The following is a 17321-nucleotide window of genomic DNA, read 5'->3' on the forward strand; positions in this document are numbered from 1 at the left end:
CCGTCCTGCGCCGCTGACATCAGCCGAACTGCTGCTCCAGATCCTTGAGCTTGCGCTCAAGGGAGTCGAGCCGCGGCAGCGCCTGGGTGTCGTCCTCGGCGGTGAGGTCGACGGTGACGGGTTCAGTGCCGCTCTTCACGGCCTGGAGGGAGGGACGGGAGCGCAGCGGCAACTGTTCCTGTTCCTGCTGCGCTATGACAGGGTCCGCGGCGACCTGCGCGGACCCGGCGGCCGGAGCGACGGCCGGCAGATCGACCTGCCGTGCGCCGCCGCGGGACGGGAGGCCGCGATGGCCTCTGCTGATCGCCTTGAGCTGCGCACGCTCCAGCTTCTCCGCGCCCCGCCTGCTGATCCGGGTGCGCTCCTTCTCGCGCCGGTCCTCGCGGACCTCCTCGACCGCCTCGTCCAGGGTGCGCACGCCTTCGAGGAGCATCAGCGACCAGGCGCCGAAGGTCTCCCGGGGCGCGCGCAGCCACCGTACGATCCGGATCTGCGGCAACGGCCGCGGCACCAGGCCCTGTTCGCGCAGGGCCGCACGGCGGGTCTGCTTCAGCGCCCGGTCGAAGAGCACCGCCGCCGAGAGCGACATCCCCGCGAAGAACTGCGGGGCGCCCGCGTGGCCGAGTCCCCTGGGCGCGTGCACCCAGTTGAACCAGGCGGCCGCGCCCGCGAACGTCCACACCAGGAGCCGCGAGCCGAGTGCCGCGTCACCGTGGCTGGCCTCGCGCACGGCGAGCACGGAGCAGAACATCGCCGCGCCGTCGAGGCCGAACGGGACGAGGTACTCCCAGCCACCGGTGAGGTTGAGGTTCTGCCGGCCGAAGCCGACCAGACCGTGGAAGGAGAGTGCGGCGGCGACCGCCGCACAGCAGAACAGCAGAACGTACGAGGCCGTTCCATAGACGGCTTCCTTGCGCCTGCGGCGCTCCTCGCTGCGTTCCCAGGATTCGTCGCTGGAGGCGCCGGCGGCCGCCTTCCCGGCGCGCTTGCCGCGTGCGAGCACCGCCACCGCCACCAGCATGCCCAGGAGCAGGACGCAGCCCGGAAGCAGCCAGTCCAGCGATATGTCGGTCAGTCTCATCTGGGGTCCCTTGCGTCGCGGTAGGGCGTTCGGGCGCCATAGTGACCCAATCCCGATGGCCCTCAGAGGGGTTTCCGGACAAGAGAACGCCAAGGGGGGTGCAAAGGGGTGCGACGCGCGCCGTTTTGCTCGAACTCAGCACCCGGCAAGAGGAGTTGAGTTCGATTAAACGAACACGAAAGGGTGGTTCAAAGGGGAGGGGCTGCGATTTCGGCTCGGGCCGGGGCCCGGGTCAGGCCGTGGCGGCGGCGCTCAGCCGTGCCACACGCTCCGCGTCACAGGTGCGCGGGCACGTCACACAGGTGTCCTCGGGGCGCAGCGTGTAGAACATGCAGCAGCTCGCGCGGTCCCGGGTCGGCAGCGGCTCGCCGTCCGGTCCGGTCAGCTCACGGAACCCCGCCGTGCCCACGTACGGCTTGGTGGCGCCCGGCAGCAGCCGCTCCAGCTCGGTCGTGGCGCGCTGCTCCTCGCCCAGCAGATGCGCGATGTACCAGAGTCCCTCGACGATCTCGTCCGTGGCGACGCTCCACAGCGCGCGCGAGCGGCGCCGCATGCGGGGCCCGAAGGCGTCCAGGAGCGGACCCAGGTGCTCGGCGACGGAGGCCCGCACCTCCGCGCGCAGGGCCTCCTCGTCCGGGACGACGCGGGCGCCGGGCAGCGTGGCGGCCGGATCGCCGGGCAGGCAGGCGAAGCCCGCGTCCCGCACGGCCAGCCGGCCCAGGGCGCGCTGGAAGGAGACGTTCTCCACGGGGAAGCGCGGCACCCTGCGGTGCAGGAACCACGGCACGGTGATGAGCAGGGTGGCCGGCCAGGCGTAGCGGTGCAGACCGAAGCTGGCGATGACGTCCGGACGGCCTGTCTGGCCGTAGTCCTTCCGTACCTGTGCGTCGTCCCACGCGAGAAACGCGTCGAGGTCGGCCCCGCCCTCCGCGAGCCGGGCGGCGGTGACCCAGCCGTCGCCCTGTGGGGCCTGCTCCTCGTGACCGAGCTCGGTCACGCGCAGTCCGGGGAACACGTCGGTGAGGCGGGCGTAGGCGCCCGTGAGGGCGCTCGGGGCGGGCTTCGCCAAGGTGGGAACGGACATGCGAGGACCACCGCATCACGATCGATTACAGGTAAGCCTAACCTTACCCAGAATGATCGAGGTTTCAACTGCGGGGCTGTCCGCCTATGGTGCCTCTCGTACCTTTCGGACCGAGCGGACTTTGGGGTGGACCTCGTGGAGCAGGCCGGAGCGCATGACGCGTACCGCCTCGCCGTCCGTGTGCCGGCGCAGGTGCAGGCCTCCACGGCCCGCGACGCGGGCCGGTCGGCGCCGCCGGCCGCCGCCCGCGGCGAGCACACGCACGGAGAGGCGGCGGTGCCCGCGCCGGTGCGGGTGCCCGTGCCGGCGCCCCGCAAGACGGTGCAGCGCACCTCGGTCCGCGGACAGGTCCTGGACGCCCTGCGGGCCGCGCTCGTCGGGGGCGACCTCGCGCCCGGCGAGGTGTACTCCGCGCCCGTGCTCGGCGAGCGCTTCGGCGTGTCGGCGACTCCGGTGCGCGAGGCGATGCAGCAGCTGGCGACCGAGGGCGCGGTGGAGGTCGTGCCCAACCGCGGCTTCCGGGTCACCGAGCGGAGCGCGCGCGAGCTGGGGGAGCTGGCGGAGGTGCGGGCGCTGATCGAGGTGCCGGTGATGCTGCGCCTGGCCCGCACGGTGCCCGCGGCGCGGTGGTGCGAGCTGCGGCCGCTGGCCGAGGCGAGCGCGGTGGCGGCGGCGGGCGGGGATCTGGCCCGGTACGCCGAGGCGGACCGGGCCTTCCACGGGGCCGTACTGGGCCTTTCGGGCAACCAGCAGCTGGTCCAGGTGGCGGACGACCTGCACCGGCGCTCCCAGTGGCCCCTGGTGACCGGCCCCGTCCACGGCCGCCGGGCTGACCTCGTGGCGGACGCGGCGGAGCACATGGCCCTCCTCGAGGCCCTGGTGGCCCAGGACCTCGCAGTGGTCCAGTCCCTGGTGCGGGAGCACTTCGCGGGGGCGGGGGGCTGAGGCTCGGGCGAGATGCCCTCGGACGCCGGCCGGGCTGGATGCTCCAGCCCGGCCGGCGTCTCGTGCGGAGGGCGACCGGGGGCCGGAGGCCTACGCCGCAGGCGCCGGGGGCGTCAGATGCTGCGCCAGCCAGGACGGCACGCCACCCATCAACCGGAACAGCCGCGCCGCCTCGGCCCGAAGCCGCCCGGCCTCCGGCTCGGGCTCCGCGTCGGCGAGAGCGGCCAGGGCAGGCGCCGTCCCCACCAGGTACCCCAGCTCCTCCCGGATCCGCAGCGACTCCGCGAAGCCGTGCCGCGCCTCCGCCAACTCGCCCTCCCGCAGGGCCAGTCCGGCCAGATGGCGCCAGGTGAAGGACAGCAGCAGCGTGTCGCCGTGAGCCGTCGCGCCCGCGTGGGCCCGCCGGTAGGCCGCCCGCGCCGCCTGGGGGGAGTCCGCGATGTGCTCGGCGATCAGCCCCCGGCGGAAGTCGAGCAGCGGCCGCCCCGAAGCCGTGGGGGCCAGCAGCGCCGCCGCCCGCCCCAGGGCCGTACGCGCCTCGTCCGCCCGGTCCCGCACGGCGAGCACCGTGGAGGCGTACGCCAGCTGGCCGCGCTCGCAGGCCGCGGCCCCGCGGTCGTCGTCCGCCACGGCCAGCGCCTCCGCCGTCCGCAGCCCGTCCTCGGCCTCCGCCCAGCCCTCACCGGTGAACAGGCACCGCTCGACCAGGAGCGAGGTTCTCTGGAGCGCGGGTCCGGGCCCCTCCCGTGAGGCCAGCAGCGCGGCCGCGTCGGTCCAGCAGCCGCGCGAGCGCAGCCGCCATACCGCGGTCTGGAGTGGATCGTCCCCTGCAGTCGTTCCGGAACCAGACATGGCGGTATGCGCCACGTTGCCCTCCCCGAGCACGCCATTGAGCTGTTGAGTCGTGGGCGCATCTCAGCATGGATCGGCGCACCCGGCCAAGGGGCTGGGTGAAAGAATTCACAAAGGGCGGGCCATGAAAGGTCCGTGACCGAGCCCGCCCGTGTCAGCTCATCCGCAGTGCCAGGAAGAAATCGAGCTTGTCCTCAAGGCGCGAGAGGTCACGACCCGTCAACTGCTCGATACGGCCCACCCGGTAGCGCAACGTGTTGACGTGCAGGTGCAGCCGCGCCGCGCACCGCGTCCAGGAACCGTCGCAGTCCAGGAACGCCTCCAGGGTCGGGATGAGTTCGGCGCGGTGGCGCCGGTCGTAGTCCCGCAGCGGGTCGAGCAGGCGCGCGGTGAACGCCCGGCGCACGTCGTCCGGGACGAACGGCAGCAGCAGGACGTGCGAGGCGAGCTCCTGGTGGCCGGCCGCGCAGACCCGCCCCGGACGGGCCGCCGCGACCCGGCGGGCGTGCCGTGCCTCCTCCAGGGCGCCCCGCAGCCCCTCCGCCGAGTGCACGGACGCGCTGACGCCCAGCGTGAGGCGGCCGTCGCCGTCCAGGCCCGCCGACAGGGGGTCGCGGACGGACTCCAGGAGGGAGTCGGCCAGCAGGCCCGTCTCCGACCCGTCGTGCTCCGAGGAGACCGCGGGCAGCGGCACCAGCGCGATCGCCTCGTCACCCGTATGGGCCACCGCGATGCGGTCGGACGGCTCGGGGCCCGCCGACAGCGGATCGACGAGGATCTCCTCCAGGAGGGACTGGGCCACCGGGCCGCCCTCGATCTCGCCGCCGTCCCACTCCACGCGGGCCACCACGACCTGCCAGTGCGGCGCCGCGCCCAGGCCGGGCAGCAGCACGGGGGCGGCCACCCGCAGGCGCGCCGCGATCTCCGCCGGTGCCGCGCCCGTCTGGACCAGTTCGAGGACCTCCTGGGCGAGTCTGCGCCGCACGGTCCGCGCGGCGTCGCGCCGGTCGCGCTCCACGGCGATCAGCTGGGTGACGCCCTGCAACAGGTCCAGGCGCTCCTCGGGCCAGTCGCCCGCGTCCGCCTCGACCGCGAGGAGCCAGTCCGAGAGGACCGTCTCGCGCACGTCGCGCAGCGCCGCCGTGCTCGCCGCCGCCGCGGCGGAAGCCGGACCGCGCCCGCTGCTCCGAACGGGGAACAGGGAGTACGTCGTGCCGTCCACCTGGACCCGGTGGGGGCCCCGGCGCCCCGTGCGGGCCGCGGCCAGGTGTTCGCCCGCCAGGCGCGCGCATACGGCCGTCGGCAGGGCGGGGCCCGCCGCGCTCGACCCCGCGACGGCGCGGCCCGCGGGGGACAGGACCCAGGCCCGCAGGTCCAGGTCGGAGCCGAGCAGGTCGAGGACGACGTCGGGGCCGCCGCCGGTGGGGCCCGAGGTCATCAGGCGACGGTGCCGGTCCACGACGGCTGCCAGGTCGCCGGCCCGCTCGCCGGAGACCTGGCGCACGACGTGCTCGGTGATCGTCGCGAAGGCGACCGACTCGTTCACGGCGAACAGCGGCAGGCGGTGCCGTGCGCAGGCCTCCACGATGTCGTCCGGAATGGCCCCGAGCTCGGCCTCGCCCGCGGCCAGGGCCGCCACCCCGGCGCTCGCCAGGATCCGTACGAAGGGTTCGGTGTCCGAGGCGTCGTGGCGCCAGGCGAGGCCGGTCAGGACCAGCTCGCCGCCCGTGAGGTACCGGCTGGGGTCGCGCAGGTCCGTGGTCATCACACCGCGCACGGTGCGGTCGAGCTCGTCCTCGCCGCCGAGCAGTCGCAGGCCCAGCGCGTCGGTGTCAAGGAGTGCGCGCAGCCGCATGGTGGTCGCCGCCGATCTTGTCTCGAATGGGATGTACAGACAGTTCGCGTCTGTCGACTCTGTGTCGCTGACGGGTGGGCCCGGGCCCGCGTGTCCCGGGGCACCTCCGGTTTCCGGGGGGAATCCGCGAGGTAACTGGGGCCCGTTCTTCATACGAATCTACAAGACGCGCGCCTTGGCCAGCCAACTCCTTCATGGTTTCGGTGACTGACCCCATCGGACGCAGGGGCGGTGTACTTGCCCCACTCCGCGTTAACAGCACATGAACGAGCAGTCGAGGGACGAACGGCCCGAGTGGCCTGAACGAAGTCCCCCGAAGCGAACGACCCACGATACGAAGAAGAGAGCCTCATGGACTTCCTTCGCCCCGCCAGCTGGGAGGAGGCGCTCGCCGCCAAGGCCGAGCACCCGACAGCTGTGCCGATTGCGGGTGGCACCGACGTGATGGTCGAGATCAACTTCGACCACCGCCGTCCTGAGTACCTGCTTGACCTCAACCGCGTCGCCGAGCTGAGCGAGTGGGCGGTGGGCGAGGAGACGGTCCAGCTGGGCGCCTCGGTTCCCTACACGCGGATCATGGAGGAGCTGCGCACCGAGCTCCCCGGCCTCGCGCTCGCCTCGCACACGGTCGCCTCCCCCCAGATCCGCAACCGCGGCGGCGTCGGCGGCAACCTCGGCACCGCCTCCCCGGCCGGCGACGCCCACCCGGCGCTGCTCGCCGCCGACTGCGAGGTCGAGGTGGAGTCCGTCCGCGGCTCGCGCCTCATCCCGATCGACGAGTTCTACACCGGCGTGAAGCGCAACGCCCTCGCCCAGGACGAGCTGATCAAGTCCGTCCACATCAAGAAGGCGGACGGCCCCCAGCAGTACTCGAAGGTCGGCACCCGCAACGCGATGGTCATCGCCGTGTGCGCCTTCGGCATCGCCCTGCACCCCGAGACGCGGACCGTACGGACCGGCATCGGCTCCGCGGCCCCCACCCCCATCCGGGCGAAGGCGGCCGAGGAGTTCTTGAACGCCGCGCTCGACGAGGGCGGGTTCTGGGACAGCAAGAAGATCATCACCCCCTCGATCGCCAAGCAGTTCGCGGAGCTCGCCTCCGGTGCCGCCAACCCGATCGACGACGTCCGGGGCACGGCGAACTACCGCCGCCACGCCGTCGGCATCATGGCCCGCCGCACGCTCGGCTGGACCTGGGAGTCGTACCGCGGCAACGGCCGCAGCACTGAGGGAGTCGCATAATGCGCGTGAACTTCACGGTCAACGGCCGTCAGCAGGAAGCCGACGACGTGTGGGAGGGCGAGTCCCTCCTCTACGTCCTGCGTGAGCGCATGGGGCTTCCCGGTTCCAAGAACGCCTGCGAGCAGGGCGAGTGCGGATCCTGCACCGTCCGCCTGGACGGCGTACCGGTGTGTTCGTGTCTGGTCGCGGCCGGTCAGGTCCAGGGCCGCGAGGTCGTCACGGTCGAGGGCCTCGCGGACTACGCCAAGCACCGCGACGACGCCCACCCGGGCGGCGCCTGCGGCTCCGTCTGCGGCGGCACCACCCTCCAGGAGGCCCGCCAGTGGCAGGCCAAGGGAACGGACGGCCAGACCGGCGAAGGCGGCGAACTCTCCGCCATCCAGCAGGCGTTCATCGACGCCGGCGCCGTCCAGTGCGGCTTCTGCACCCCCGGCCTCCTGGTCGCGGCCGACGAGCTCCTGGAGCGCAACGCCTCGCCGTCGGACGCCGACATCCGTGAGGCGCTCTCCGGCAACCTCTGCCGCTGCACCGGTTACGAGAAGATCCTGGACGCGGTCCGCCTGGCGGCCGCCCGTCAGGAAGAGACGGTCTGATCATGGCTGGAACGAAGACCACCACGGGCGCGCCCACCGAAGTCACCCAGAAGCACAACAAGGGCGGCATCGGCGAGTCCACCCTGCGTCCGGACGGCACCCTGAAGGTCACCGGAGAGTTCGCCTACTCCTCGGACATGTGGCACGAGGACATGCTCTGGGGCCAGACGCTCCGCAGCCCCGTGGCGCACGCCGAGATCCTCTCGATCGACACCGTCGAGGCACTCAAGACGCCCGGCGTCTACGCCGTCCTGACCTACGACGACCTGCCGGCCGAGATGAAGAACTACGGCCTGGAGATCCAGGACACCCCGGTCCTCGCCCACGGCAAGGTCCGCCACCACGGTGAGCCGGTCGCCCTCGTCGCCGCCGACCACCCGGAGACGGCCCGCCGTGCCGCCGCGAAGATCGTGGTCGAGTACCGCGAACTGCCCCTCATCACCGACGAGGCCTCGGCCACCGCGCCCGACGCCGTCCTGGTCCACGAGGGCCGCGACGACCACCACATCGGCCACGTCCCGCACCCCAACATCGTGCACCGCCAGCCGATCGTGCGCGGCAACGCCGACGAGGCCGCCAAGAAGGCCGACTTCATCGTCAAGGGCGAGTACACCTTCGGCATGCAGGACCAGGCCTTCCTCGGCCCGGAGTCCGGCCTCGCCATCCCGGCGGAGGACGGCGGCGTCGACCTGTACGTGGCCACCCAGTGGCTGCACTCGGACCTCGGCCAGATCGCCCCCGTCCTCGGCCTGCCCGAGGATAAGGTGCGCATGACGCTCTCCGGCGTCGGCGGTGCCTTCGGCGGCCGTGAAGACATCTCGATGCAGATCCACGCCTGCCTCCTGGCGCTGCGCACCGGCAAGCCGGTCAAGATCGTCTACAACCGCTTCGAGTCCTTCTTCGGCCACGTCCACCGCCACCCGGCGAAGCTCTACTACGAGCACGGCGCCACCAAGGACGGCAAGCTCACGCACATGAAGTGCAAGATCGTCCTGGACGGCGGCGCCTACGCGTCGGCCTCCCCGGCGGTCGTGGGCAACGCCTCGTCCCTGTCCGTCGGTCCGTACGTGATCGAGGACGTCGACATCGAGGCGATCGCCCTCTACTCCAACAACCCCCCGTGCGGCGCGATGCGCGGCTTCGGCGCCGTCCAGGCCTGCTTCGCCTACGAGGCCCAGATGGACAAGCTCGCCGACAAGGTGGGCATGGACCGGGTCGAGTTCCGCCAGCTCAACGCCATGTCGCAGGGCACGCTCCTGCCGACGGGTCAGTCGGTGGACTCGCCGGCCCCGGTCGCCGAGATCCTGCGCCGCGTCAAGGCCCGTCCGATGCCGCCCGAGCGCCAGTGGGAGTCCAGTGAGGGCGCCGACGTGCGCGCGCTGCCCGGCGGCCTCTCCAACACCACGCACGGCGAAGGAGTCGTCCGCGGCGTCGGCTACGCGGTCGGCATCAAGAACGTCGGCTTCTCCGAGGGCTTCGACGACTACTCCACCGCCAAGGTGCGCATGGAGGTCATCAACGGCGAGCCGGTCGCGACCGTGCACACCGCGATGGCCGAGGTCGGCCAGGGCGGCATCACCGTCCACGCGCAGATCGCCCGCACCGAGCTCGGCGTCCAGCAGGTGACCATCCACCCCGCCGACACCCAGGTGGGCTCCGCAGGGTCGACGTCCGCGTCCCGTCAGACGTACGTCACCGGTGGCGCGGTCAAGAACTCCTGCGAGCTCGTCCGCGAGAAGGTCCTGGAGATCGGCCGCCGCAAGTTCGGCTCGTACCACCCCGCGTGGGCGACGGCCGAGCTGGTGCTCGAAGGCGGCAAGGTCCTCACGGACGGCGGCGAGGCCCTCGCGGACCTGGCCGAACTGCTCGAAGGCGAGAGCGTCGAGGTCGAGGCCGAGTGGCGCCACCGCCCGACCGTGCCCTTCGACCTGAAGACCGGTCAGGGCAACGGCCACGTCCAGTACTCGTTCGCCGCGCACCGCGCGGTCGTCGAGGTGGACACCGAGCTCGGCCTGGTCAAGGTCGTCGAACTGGCCACCGCCCAGGACGTCGGCAAGGCGCTCAACCCGCTCTCCGTGGTCGGCCAGATCCAGGGCGGCACCACCCAGGGCCTGGGCGTCGCGGTGATGGAAGAGATCATCGTCGACCCGAAGACCGCGAAGGTGCGCAACCCCTCCTTCACGGACTACCTCATCCCGACCATCCTCGACACGCCGACGATCCCGGTCGACGTGCTCGAACTGGCCGACCCGAACGCGCCCTACGGCCTGCGCGGCATGGGTGAGGCCCCGACCCTCTCGTCCACCCCGGCGGTCCTCGCGGCCATCCGGAACGCGACGGGCCTGGAGCTGAACAAGACGCCGGTACGCCCCGAGCACCTGACCGGGACCTGACCGGCCCCTGTTCCCACGATCTCTCCGGGCGGCGCGCGCCTCCCACGGAACGTCACACTTCCCGACGCGCCCGTGCCGCCCGGAGAACCCCCGTACCGCACCGCTCGCGGTCATCCGGAACCCCACGCAACACACACCCCACGCAGCACCTAAAGCGACACCCACGCAGCACCCACGCTCTTCGGAGCCCCAGTTCGTCTCGGGCCGTCCCCCGGGTCGTGCGCCCAACGCAGCATCCCAAATCCCGCAGTCTCCACAGGCCCGACCCTTGTACGACCAGCCTGTTGCGGGTGCCCCTATGAACCTTGGGAGTTAGGCACCATGACCCAGCAGTCAACGGAGCCGAAGACCACGGCGGAGGACGCGGGCAACGGCTCGCGCGTCCCGGCCGGAAGGTCTTGGCTGGACCGGTATTTCCACATAACCCAGAGAGGGTCGACCGTCGGGCGGGAGGTGCGTGGCGGCATCACCACCTTCATGGCGATGGCCTACATCATCCTCCTGAACCCGGTGATCCTCTCGGTGCCCGACGCCACGGGACACCGCCTCGACGGTGATCAGCTGACCACCGCCACGGTCTTCGCGGCCGCGGCCACCACCATCGTCATGGGCATCCTCGGCAACGTGCCGCTCGCCCTTGCGGCGGGACTCGGCGTCTCGGCCGTGATGGCCTTCCAGGTCGCCCCGGAGATGACCTGGGGCAACGCGATGGCGATGTGCGTCATCTACGGCGTCATCATCATCCTGCTGGTCCTCACCGGGCTGCGTACCCTGATCATGGACGCGATCCCGCTGGCGCTGAAGCACGCCATCACCATGGGCATCGGCATGTTCGTCACGCTGATCGGCCTGGTCCAGGCGGGCTTCGTCACCTCCATGCCGTCCAAGTACGGCGACATGGGCGCCAAGCCGATCCAGATGGGCATCGACGACAAGCTCATCGGCTGGCCCGTCCTGTGCTTCGCCGTCACCGTCCTGCTGATCTTCGTGCTCCAGGTCCGCAGGGTGCCGGGCGCGATCCTCATCGGCATCGTCGGCGGCACCGTCTTCGCCGCGATCGTCAACCAGGTCGCGGGCCTGAGCCAGAAGGACTGGGGCCTCAACGCCCCGGAGCTCGACGGCTCCATCGTCGCGTCGCCCGACTTCGGCCTCTTCGGCGAGGTGTCCTTCAGCGGCATCGGCGACATCGGCGCCATCACCGTGGGCGTCATCGTCTTCACCCTGGTCCTCGCCGGCTTCTTCGACGCCATGGGCACCATCATCGGCATCGGCCAGCAGGCCAACCTCGCCGACAAGGACGGCAAGATGCCGGGCCTGAACAAGGCCCTTGCCATCGACGGTGCCGGCGGCGTCGTCGGCGGCTTCGCCGGTGCCTCCGGCCAGACCGTCTTCGTCGAGTCCACCGCGGGCGTCGGCGACGGCGCGCGCACCGGCTTCGCGAGCGTGATCACCGGCCTCGGCTTCGCCCTGTGCCTCTTCTTCACCCCGCTGGCCCAGCTCATCCCGACGCAGGTCGCGGCCGCCGCGCTCGTGGTCATCGGCGCGATGATGCTGACCAACGCCCGGCACATCGACTGGACCGACCAGGCCACCGCCATTCCGGTGTTCCTGACCACGGTCCTGATGCCCTTCACGTACTCCATCACGGTGGGTATCGCGGCCGGTGTCATCGCCCACGTCCTGATCAAGGCCGCCCAGGGCAAGGTCCGTGAGATCGGCTGGCTGATGTGGGTGCTCGCGCTCGTGTTCCTGGCCTTCTTCGCCCTCCACCCGATCGAGAACTGGATGGGCGTCAAGTAGCCCATCCTGGAATCACACACCCGTTAGGAGACGGACATGCTGGACATCGCCGAGGAGCTGAACCGGTGGGTCGAGCAGGGACGCGACTTCGCCGTCGCCACCGTGGTGGCGGTCGGCGGCAGCGCGCCCCGGCAGCCCGGTGCGGCCCTGGCCGTCGACTCCGACGGCACGGCGATCGGCTCCGTCTCCGGCGGGTGTGTGGAGGGCGCCGTCTACGACCTGTGCCAGCAGGCACTGGAAGACGGCGAGAGCGTCCTGGAGCGCTTCGGCTACAGCGACGAGGACGCCTTCGCCGTCGGTCTGACCTGCGGCGGCATCATCGACATCCTGGTCACCCCGGTCCGCGCGGACTCCACCGCGCGGCCGGTCGTCGCCGCCGCGCTCGCGGCCGCGGCATCGGGCGAGGCCGCGGCCGTCGCCCGCATCACCGCCGGACCCGCGGACCTCGTGGGCCGGGCCCTTCTCGTACGGTCCGGTGCCGCCGAAGGCTTCGAAGGGAGCCTCGGCGGCCATCCCGAGCTGGACCGCACCGCCGCGGGCGAGGCCCGCGCGATGCTGGACGCGGGGCGCACCGGCACGGTGGAGATCGGCGAGGACGGCTCGCGCTGCGGGCAGCCGCTCACCCTCCTCGTCGAGTCGAGCGTCCCGCCGCCCCGCATGATCGTGTTCGGCGCGATCGACTTCGCGTCGGCGCTCGTCAGGGTCGGCGCGTTCCTCGGCTACCGCGTGACCGTCTGCGACGCACGGCCCGTGTTCGCCACGGCGGCCCGCTTCCCCGACGCGGACGAGGTCGTCGTCGAGTGGCCCCACCAGTACCTGCGGCGCACGGAGGTCGACGCACGCACCGTGCTGTGCGTCCTGACCCACGACGCCAAGTTCGACGTGCCCCTGCTGGAGCTGGCCCTGCGCCTCCCGGTCGCCTACGTGGGCGCGATGGGCTCGCGCCGCACCCACGAGGACCGCAACGAGCGGCTGCGGGAGGTCGGCGTCAGCGAACTGGAGCTGGCCAGGCTCCGCTCGCCCATCGGCCTCGACCTGGGGGCGCGCACCCCGGAGGAGACGGCCCTCTCCATCGCCGCGGAGATCGTCGCCAACCGGCGCGGCGGCAGCGGCGTCTCCCTCACGGGCGCCCACACGCCGATCCACCACGACGGCTCGCGGCCCGCACGGCGCATCGGGTCCGTGGCCTGACGCCCCGGCTCCGCCCGCCGTCCAAGATCCCCGGGCCCGCCCCGCATTGCTGCTACCTTGCGTGACGAATTGATCACCTTGTGACGCAACAGGAGCATCCGTGAAGGTCGCCTGCGTCGGTGGCGGTCCCGCCGCCCTGTACCTCTCGATCCTGCTCAAGCGGCAGGACCCGTCCCACGACATCACCGTCCACGAACGCGACCCGGCCGGCTCGACCTACGGCTGGGGGGTCACCTACTGGGGCGGCCTGCTCGACAAACTCCGCGCCGGTGACCCCGAGTCCGCGCGGGCCGTCAGCGAGCACTCGGTCCGCTGGAGCGACGGCGTCGCGCACGTCGGCGACCGCACGACGGTCCACCACGGCGACGAGGGCCACGGCATCGGGCGCCACCGCCTCCTGGACATCCTGGCGGACCGGGCCAGGGCGCTCGGCGTACACGTCGCGTACGAACGGGAGATCACCGACGCGGCGCAGCTGCCCGACGCCGATCTGATCGTGGCCGCCGACGGCGTCAGGAGCGCGCTGCGCGAGCGGCACACGGACCACTTCGGCGCGCAGGTCGCCCTCGGCCGCAACAAGTACATCTGGCTCGGCACCACCAAGGTCTTCGACTCCTTCACCTTCGCCTTCGTGGAGACCGCGCACGGCTGGATCTGGTGCTACGGCTACCGCTTCAGCGACGAGAAGAGCACGTGCGTCATCGAGTGCGCCCCGGAGACCTGGACGGGCCTCGGCCTGCACGAGGCGAGCGAGGCCGAGGGCATCGCCCTCCTGGAGCGGCTCTTCGCCGGACCGCTGGACGGGCACCGGCTGATCGGCCGCGCCAAGGCCGACGGCAGCGCGCAGTGGCTCAGCTTCCGGACGCTGACCAACCGGACCTGGCACCGGGGCAACGTGGTCCTGCTCGGCGACGCCGCGCACACCACGCACTACTCCATCGGCGCGGGCACGACGCTCGCCCTGGAGGACGCCATCGCCCTCGCGGACGCGCTGCGGGGGAGCCCGGAGCTGACCCCCGCCCTCGCACGCTACGAGCGCGAGCGGCGGTCCGCCCTCCTGTCCGTCCAGAGCGCGGCCCGCTACAGCGCCCAGTGGTACGAGAACCTGCCGCGCTACATCGGCCTCGACCCGGCCCAGATGTTCGCGCTCCTCGGCCAGCGCCACTCCCCGCTGCTCCCGCACGTCCCGCCGCAGCTGTACTACCGGATCGACCGCGCGGCCGAGCAGCTGGAGCCGCTGCGCCGGATGAAGCGGTGGCTGGGACCGCGGGTGGCACGGACGCTGCACGGGCGTGCGCAGGCCCCGCGGGGCTGACGAGCAGCGCGGCGGTCAGGCGGAGGGGCTCGGCGGTCAGGCGCAGGGGCGCGGTGGTCAGGCGGGTGAGCGCTGTGGTCAGGCGGGTGAGCGCGGCGAGGGCGAGGAGAGCAGTCCGTCCACCGCCCGCCCGAACATCCAGCGCGCGGCGGCCAGGAGCACCCGGTCGAAGGCCTTCGGGAGCCCCCGCACGCTCAGGTCCTCGCGCCAGACGACCGCGGAACCGGTCGTCCCGGCCCGGGGGGAGACCTCGATCTCGGCCCATCCCGTCACGAGCGTGGCCCGCTTCTCCAGGCGGCACATCCCGCCGCCCCCGGGAGCGGGACGCCAGGTGACGACCTCCATCACGTCGTCGAAGCCCACGGGGCCGAGCGAGGTGCGGGCGACGAACACCGTCCCCTGCCCGCTGGGCGGCGGCGTCCGGACGGTCACCCGGGTCAGCGGGACGACGTCGGCGTGCCGCTCCCACGTGGTGAGCCGGCGCCAGACCTCGTCGGCGGGCAGGGACGATGCGCGGTCGATACGGAAGAGAGCCACACGTCGATCCTGCCAGTACCGGGCGGCGAAACGCGGCTGCTACGGGCGGTAGACCTTGCCGGGTTCGGCCTTCCCCGGCGCGAGCAGCTGCGGAACCGTCACGAAGACGTAGCCGCGCTTCTTCAGCTCGGCGATGATGCCCGGCACCGCGGGGACCGTCCCCTTGTAGATGTCGTGCAGCAGGATGATGCCGTCCCGGCCGGTCTGGTCGATGACGCGCTTCTTGATCAGGTCCGAGTCGTCGGTCGTGTAGTCCTTGGCGGTCACGCTCCACAGGACCTCCGAGAGGCCTTCCTCGCGCGAGATCTTGTTGACGTCCGGGTTGGTGCGGCCCTGCGGCGGGCGCATCAGCGTCGGCTTGTGGCCGATCAGCTTCTCTATCGCCTCGTTCGGCTTGCGCAGCTCCTCGCGGGCCTCTTCCGGCGTGATGTCGGTGAGGATCTTGTGCGACCAGGTGTGGCTCGCGACCTCGTGTCCCTCGGCGGCCATCCGCTTCACGAGCTCGGGGTGCTCGGCCATGTGGTTCTTGCCGAGCAGGAAGAAGGTGGCGGGCACCTTCTCCTCCTTGAGGATGTCGAGCAGCCGCGGCGAGTTCTCGCTGGGGCCCGCGTCGAACGTCAGGGCCACGCACTTCGCCTTGCGGCAGTCGACGGTGCCGAGCTTCCCCTGGCTCTTGACGCTCACCGACGCCGCGTCCTTGCGCGCGGAGCTGGGGGCGATGGTGTCCACCTTGGTGCATCCCGTCAGGGCGACGGCCATGACCACGGCGGTCATGGCCGTCATGGAGGCGGCGCGACGGAACCCTTTGGCCGATTTGTTCATCTTGCTTTTCGCAGCGGGCATGCGAGCACTATACATAGCGTGTATATACGGAGTGTATAGCGGGGTCGCGGAGCCCGCCGGACCGTGTGTTCAGCGGCATCCGCCCTGGTGGGAGCCCTAGTGCTGCGATCCTTGGCCGCGGTCGCCGGTCAGGTCGCGCATCCAGGCCTCGACGGCGTCGGCGCGCCGGGGCAGACCCGCCGAGAGGTTCTCGTTGCCCTCGGCCGTCACCAGGAGGTCGTCCTCGATGCGGACCCCGATGCCGCGGTACTCCTCGGGCACGGTGAGATCGTCCGGCTGGAAGTAGAGGCCGGGTTCGACGGTGAGGACCATGCCCTCTTCCAGGACGCCGCCCACGTACTCCTCCGTACGCGCCTGGGCGCAGTCGTGGACGTCGAGGCCGAGCATGTGGCCCGTGCCCGCCATGGTGAAGCGGCGCTGGAGGGCGAGCTCGAAGACCCGCTCCGGGTCGCCGTCGAGAAGGCCCCACTCGACGAGCTTGTGTGCGAGGTACCGCTGCGCCGCGTCATGGAAGTCGCGGTACGCGGCGCCCGGCTTCACGGCGGCGATGCCGGCCTCCTGCGCCTCGTACACCGCGTCGTAGATCTTCCGCTGGAGCGGGGTGAAGGTGCCGCTGATGGGCAGGGTGCGCGTGACGTCCGCGGTGTAGAGGGTGTGGGTCTCCACGCCCGCGTCCAGGAGCAGGAGTTCGCCCGGGCGGACCGGGCCGTCGTTCCGCTCCCAGTGCATGATCGTGGCGTGCTCGCCCGCCGCGCAGATCGAGCCGTAGCCGACGTCGTTGCCCTCAAGGCGGGCGCGGCGGTGGAAGGTTCCCTCGATCCAGCGCTCCGAGGTGTCGATCGCGACGGCCAACTCCCGCACCACGTCGGTGAATCCGCGGACGGTGGAGTCCACCGCCTTGCGCAGCTCGCCGATCTCCCAGTCGTCCTTGACCAGGCGCAGGCCCGAGAGCGCCGCCTCCAGTTCGGCGTCACGCTCCTCGTCGCTCGTCACCGCCTCTTCGAGCGCCGCATCGTGGCCGCGCACGATCCGGGTGGGTGCGCCGGACGCGGCGAGTCGGGCGGGGGCTTCGCGGATGTCGCGGCAGGGCAGACCGAGGAGCAGCTCGGACTCGGCGAGGCTGCGCCGGCGGCCCATCCACAGCTCGGCGGTCATGCCGGTCCAGAACTCGTCGCCGTCCCGGCTGTCGCGGGGGAGTCGGTAGACGTACGCGTCGTGGCCCTCGCCTCCCTCGCGCGGTTCCAGGACGAGGGCGCAGTCCCTGGCCTGGTCGCCGGTCATGTGGACGTACGCGGAGTACGGGCGGAAGGGGTAAGCGCAGTCGTTCGAGCGGGTCTTGAGCTTGCCGGAGGGGATCACCAGGCGCTCGCCCGGGAACAGCGCGGACAGGGCGGCGCGGCGGCGCGCGGCGTGCGGGGCCTGCTCGGCCGGGCGCAGGTCGCGCTGTTCCGTGTCGGCCCAGCCGGTCCTCATCAGGGCGGAGAGCTCGGGGGAGATCCCGGGGTAGAGGCTGTTCTTGCGTGCCGTGGACTTGGCCATGCGGTTCACCTTTTCTTCCCCGTTCGGGGGCTCGTGGCGCGGGTGCGGCTG

14 protein-coding genes are annotated in these 17321 nt (G+C 71.9%); 7 read left to right on the forward strand and 7 right to left on the reverse strand.

Features of this window, described 5'->3' with window-relative positions:
* Positions 1–19 precede the first annotated feature (19 nt).
* On the reverse strand, positions 20–1081 hold the full coding sequence (locus QBL25_RS31675; protein WP_409060360.1) for a DUF2637 domain-containing protein: 1062 nt from the start codon (positions 1079–1081) through the stop codon (positions 20–22).
* Between the two features lie 232 nt (positions 1082–1313).
* Positions 1314–2165: a (2Fe-2S)-binding protein gene (locus QBL25_RS31680; RefSeq protein WP_409060361.1), complete on the reverse strand. Its 852-nt coding sequence runs from the start codon at positions 2163–2165 to the stop codon at positions 1314–1316.
* A 135-nt stretch (positions 2166–2300) separates the two neighbouring features.
* Between QBL25_RS31680 and QBL25_RS31685 the strand changes: the two genes are divergently transcribed.
* Positions 2301–3110 (forward strand): GntR family transcriptional regulator, encoded by an 810-nt coding sequence (locus QBL25_RS31685; protein WP_409060362.1) that lies wholly within the window; start codon positions 2301–2303, stop codon positions 3108–3110.
* 90 nt (positions 3111–3200) lie between these two features.
* On the opposite strand, the gene QBL25_RS31690 is transcribed toward QBL25_RS31685, so the two are convergent.
* Together QBL25_RS31690 and QBL25_RS31695 are read right to left on the reverse strand one after the other, a co-directional pair.
* Entirely contained in the window at positions 3201–3962 is a 762-nt protein-coding gene (locus tag QBL25_RS31690; protein ID WP_409060363.1) for a hypothetical protein, read from the reverse strand.
* 154 nt (positions 3963–4116) lie between these two features.
* Entirely contained in the window at positions 4117–5817 is a 1701-nt protein-coding gene (locus tag QBL25_RS31695) for a PucR family transcriptional regulator (protein WP_409060364.1), read from the reverse strand.
* Between the two features lie 351 nt (positions 5818–6168).
* Between QBL25_RS31695 and QBL25_RS31700 the strand changes: the two genes are divergently transcribed.
* The 6 genes from QBL25_RS31700 to QBL25_RS31725 all read left to right on the forward strand — a co-directional run bounded on the left by QBL25_RS31700 (position 6169) and on the right by QBL25_RS31725 (position 14351).
* Positions 6169–7059 carry an FAD binding domain-containing protein gene (locus QBL25_RS31700; protein WP_409060365.1) on the forward strand — a complete coding sequence of 297 codons (891 nt, stop codon included), beginning with the start codon at positions 6169–6171 and terminating at the stop codon, positions 7057–7059.
* Positions 7059–7652, forward strand: coding sequence for a (2Fe-2S)-binding protein (locus tag QBL25_RS31705; protein WP_409060366.1), 594 nt, complete (start codon positions 7059–7061; stop codon positions 7650–7652). The genes QBL25_RS31700 and QBL25_RS31705 overlap by 1 nt, the downstream gene beginning before the upstream one ends.
* Positions 7653–7654: 2 nt before the next feature.
* Positions 7655–10045, forward strand: a complete 2391-nt coding sequence (locus QBL25_RS31710; RefSeq protein WP_409060367.1) for a xanthine dehydrogenase family protein molybdopterin-binding subunit — start codon at positions 7655–7657, stop codon at positions 10043–10045.
* Positions 10046–10366: 321 nt separating this feature from the next.
* Complete coding sequence (locus QBL25_RS31715) at positions 10367–11845, forward strand: NCS2 family permease (RefSeq protein WP_409060368.1); 1479 nt, start codon at positions 10367–10369, stop codon at positions 11843–11845.
* A gap of 36 nt (positions 11846–11881) precedes the next feature.
* Positions 11882–13036 carry an XdhC family protein gene (locus QBL25_RS31720; RefSeq protein ID WP_409060369.1) on the forward strand — a complete coding sequence of 385 codons (1155 nt, stop codon included), beginning with the start codon at positions 11882–11884 and terminating at the stop codon, positions 13034–13036.
* A 100-nt stretch (positions 13037–13136) separates the two neighbouring features.
* On the forward strand, positions 13137–14351 hold the full coding sequence (locus tag QBL25_RS31725; RefSeq protein WP_409060370.1) for an FAD-dependent monooxygenase: 1215 nt from the start codon (positions 13137–13139) through the stop codon (positions 14349–14351).
* Positions 14352–14429: 78 nt separating this feature from the next.
* Here the strand turns inward: QBL25_RS31725 and QBL25_RS31730 are convergent, their stop codons facing one another.
* The 3 genes from QBL25_RS31730 to QBL25_RS31740 all read right to left on the reverse strand — a co-directional run bounded on the left by QBL25_RS31730 (position 14430) and on the right by QBL25_RS31740 (position 17270).
* A complete protein-coding gene (locus tag QBL25_RS31730; RefSeq protein ID WP_409060371.1) occupies positions 14430–14888 on the reverse strand; it encodes an SRPBCC family protein in 459 nt (152 codons plus the stop codon).
* A 39-nt stretch (positions 14889–14927) separates the two neighbouring features.
* Positions 14928–15710, reverse strand: a complete 783-nt coding sequence (locus QBL25_RS31735) for a polysaccharide deacetylase family protein (protein ID WP_409062841.1) — start codon at positions 15708–15710, stop codon at positions 14928–14930.
* Between the two features lie 117 nt (positions 15711–15827).
* On the reverse strand, positions 15828–17270 hold the full coding sequence (locus tag QBL25_RS31740; protein WP_409060372.1) for an aminopeptidase P family protein: 1443 nt from the start codon (positions 17268–17270) through the stop codon (positions 15828–15830).
* Positions 17271–17321: the final 51 nt, after the last annotated feature.

Source organism: Streptomyces sp. SYP-A7185 (assembly GCF_046103685.1).
Taxonomy (GTDB): domain Bacteria; phylum Actinomycetota; class Actinomycetes; order Streptomycetales; family Streptomycetaceae; genus Streptomyces.

Excerpts from the sequence above, each read along its gene's own strand:
- QBL25_RS31720 (WP_409060369.1), top strand. The coding sequence starts at position 11,882 with ATGCTGGACATCGCCGAGGAGCTGAACCGGTGGGTCGAGCAGGGACGC.
- QBL25_RS31700 (WP_409060365.1), top strand. The coding sequence starts at position 6,169 with ATGGACTTCCTTCGCCCCGCCAGCTGGGAGGAGGCGCTCGCCGCCAAG.
- QBL25_RS31715 (WP_409060368.1), top strand. The coding sequence starts at position 10,367 with ATGACCCAGCAGTCAACGGAGCCGAAGACCACGGCGGAGGACGCGGGC.
- QBL25_RS31690 (WP_409060363.1), bottom strand. The coding sequence starts at position 3,962 with ATGTCTGGTTCCGGAACGACTGCAGGGGACGATCCACTCCAGACCGCG.
- QBL25_RS31735 (WP_409062841.1), bottom strand. The coding sequence starts at position 15,710 with ATGAACAAATCGGCCAAAGGGTTCCGTCGCGCCGCCTCCATGACGGCC.
- QBL25_RS31695 (WP_409060364.1), bottom strand. The coding sequence starts at position 5,817 with ATGCGGCTGCGCGCACTCCTTGACACCGACGCGCTGGGCCTGCGACTG.
- QBL25_RS31680 (WP_409060361.1), bottom strand. The coding sequence starts at position 2,165 with ATGTCCGTTCCCACCTTGGCGAAGCCCGCCCCGAGCGCCCTCACGGGC.
- QBL25_RS31740 (WP_409060372.1), bottom strand. The coding sequence starts at position 17,270 with ATGGCCAAGTCCACGGCACGCAAGAACAGCCTCTACCCCGGGATCTCC.
- QBL25_RS31675 (WP_409060360.1), bottom strand. The coding sequence starts at position 1,081 with ATGAGACTGACCGACATATCGCTGGACTGGCTGCTTCCGGGCTGCGTC.
- QBL25_RS31710 (WP_409060367.1), top strand. The coding sequence starts at position 7,655 with ATGGCTGGAACGAAGACCACCACGGGCGCGCCCACCGAAGTCACCCAG.
- QBL25_RS31705 (WP_409060366.1), top strand. The coding sequence starts at position 7,059 with ATGCGCGTGAACTTCACGGTCAACGGCCGTCAGCAGGAAGCCGACGAC.